General features: G+C 68.8%; 2 protein-coding genes. Both read right to left on the reverse strand.

The window, feature by feature from the left end; translation table 11 throughout:
* Nucleotides 1-325: 325 nt before the first annotated feature.
* Nucleotides 326-1,540, reverse strand: a complete 1,215-nt coding sequence (locus tag ACWGRX_RS26825; protein WP_306225450.1) for an IS91 family transposase — start codon at nt 1,538-1,540, stop codon at nt 326-328.
* A gap of 15 nt (nt 1,541-1,555) precedes the next feature.
* Nucleotides 1,556-2,419, reverse strand: coding sequence for a tyrosine-type recombinase/integrase (locus tag ACWGRX_RS26830; RefSeq protein ID WP_293813294.1), 864 nt, complete (start codon nt 2,417-2,419; stop codon nt 1,556-1,558).
* Nucleotides 2,420-2,534: the final 115 nt, after the last annotated feature.

The raw sequence follows: 2,534 nt of genomic DNA on the forward strand, positions 1-2,534 counted from the left end.
TGTGAAGGGTTTCGGATGCCGGTCCGTGCGGGCGGGGTCTGACCGGGCTGAGGGCCGGCGTCCGAAAGCCTCCAGGGGAGGAAGCCGCGGCCCGGGGTCGTGCGCTATGGGGATTTCGCCGCGCGGCCTGGTCGGCGGGATCGTGCGAGGCGCGGGACGGCGGCGCGATGCTCCGACCGAGATGCCCGGGAGCCCGCACTTGGCCTCGCATTGGATATATTCGAGCCTGCGGTGATCTCTGTTTCCGCCATCGGGGCGAACGGGCTTGCCCGCTCTCTGGCTGAGACCGGCGGTGGTCCGTCTGGGTGGCTCCCCGGCGCCGTCGTCATGATGTGTCGATCCTGACGGCGACGATGGTGCGCGGCGCTGTGCCCGGAGCGAAGCGCTCGACGATGATCATGCGACCACCGCAGCATGGGCAAGGTGACCTCCGCTCGTCGACCAGATCGGATTGTTCGGCCGAGAACTCAGCTTCACGATCTGCCGTCGTTGCGGCCGGCGTCGGCGCCGCGATGATCTGCCTGATGCGGGCGATGGTGCCGGCGCGCCGGCTGGAGGCGAGCAGGCCGTAGTGGCGGATACGGTGGAAGCCGTCGGGCAGGATGTGGAGCAGAAAGCGGCGGATGAACTCGTGGGCCGCCAGCGTCATGGTCTTGCGCCAGGCCTTGCCGGCGGAGCGGGCGCGATAATCCTTCCAGCGGAACGTGACCCCGTGCCGATCCAAGGCGACGAGGCGGCTGTTGGCGATGGCGACGCGGTGGGTGTAGCGGGCGAGATAGGCCAGCACGGCCTCGGGGCCACCGAAGGGGCGCTTGGCATAGACAACCCAGTCGGCTCGTCGCAGCGGCGCCAGCATGGCGGTGAAGGCATGGGCTTCGGCCAGATGAGCGAGATCGCCATGGAAGGCGAGCCGGCCGGCCGCGTGCAGGGCCGCGAGCCCTTCGAGGAAGAGCCTGCGGAACAGCCGGGAGAGCACGCGCACCGGCAGGAAGAAGCCGGGCCGGCACGCGATCCAGCGCGCGCCGTCCGGCGAGAGGCCGCCGCCGGGCGTGATGATATGGAGATGGGGATGGTGCGTCATCGCCGATCCCCAGGTGTGAAGGACGCTGGTGAAGCCGATGCGGGCGCCGAGATGGCGGGGATCGATCGCGATGGTGGCGAGCGACGCGGCCGCTGCCTTGAACAACAGACCATAGACCTCGGCCTTGTTCTGGAAGGCGATGGCCGCGAGGGGCGCCGGCAAGGTGAAAACGAGATGGTAGTAAGGCACGGGCAGGAGATCGGCTTGCCGGTCCGCCAGCCAGTCCTTCGCCGCCGCGCTCTGGCAGCGTGGGCAGTGGCGGTTGCGGCAGGAGTTGTAGGCGATCGTCGCGTGATCGCAGTCGCCGCAGGCCATGACATGGCCGCCGAGCGCAGCCGTGCGGCAGGCCCGGATCGCACCGATGACCTTGAGCTGGCCGCGGCTGAGCCGGTGGCGCGCGAGGAAGGCGTCGCCATGCCGGTTCAGGATATCCGCGACCTCCAGCGAAGGCCGCGCCATGATCGGCGCGGAGCGTTACGGCGGTGGCGGCGGCGCCAGCAGCGCGAGCGGGCTGGTCACCTCGCGCAGGGTCTTCAGCGCGACGCGGGTATAGACGGCAGTGGTGTCGAGCTTCCTGTGGCCGAGCAGGACCTGGATCACCCGGATATCGGTCTTCCGTTCCAGCAGATGCGTGGCGAAGCTGTGCCGCAGCGTGTGCATCGACACCCGCTTGTCGAGCTTCGCCGCAACGGCTGCGGCATGGCAGGCTCGGTTGAGCTGACGCGTCGTGATCGGCTGGCCCGGCTGCTGGCCGGGAAAGAGCCAGCCGCGCGGCCGCTTCACCCGCCACCATTGTCGCAGCAGATCGAGCAGGTCGGGCGCGAGCATGACATAGCGGTCCTTGCGGCCCTTGCCCTGCTCGACCCGGATCAGCATGCGGGCGCTGTCGATGTCGGCGACCTTGAGGTGGGCGATCTCCGAGACCCGCAGTCCGCAGCCATAGGCGATGCTAAGCGCCGCCCGGTCCTTCAGGCTCCGCGCATGCGCCAGCAACAGCGCGACCTCTTCGGTGCCCAGCACCACCGGCAGGCGCTCCGGCGTCGGGATCCGCGCCATGCGGTCGCCGAACCCGGTCCGACCCAGAGTGACGTGGAAGAAGAACCGTAACGCCGTGCAGGCTTGGTTCATCCGGGCGTAGCTCGCACCAAGCGAAGCCAGGTGAAGCTGGTAGCGTCGCAGATCCTCGGGCTCGGCCCGATCCGGCGACAGGCCGAGGAAGACCGTGAACTCCCGGACCTGCCGCACATAATCGCGCTGCGTGTGCTCGCCAAACCGGCGGATGGTCATGTCCTCGATCATCCGCTGGCGCAGCGGACTGACGGTGACGGCATCGGTCATGGAGGCCTCCAAGGATCAGGGGAAACGACCCCGAAATCCTCGGATGCAGCGCCTCACAGGCGAAATCTCAGCGATGACCGTGCCGCAGCGCCCTGCCGCGAGAGCGGCTTAGTCC

The sequence above is a fragment of the Allobosea sp. NPDC055594 genome (assembly GCF_053618995.1).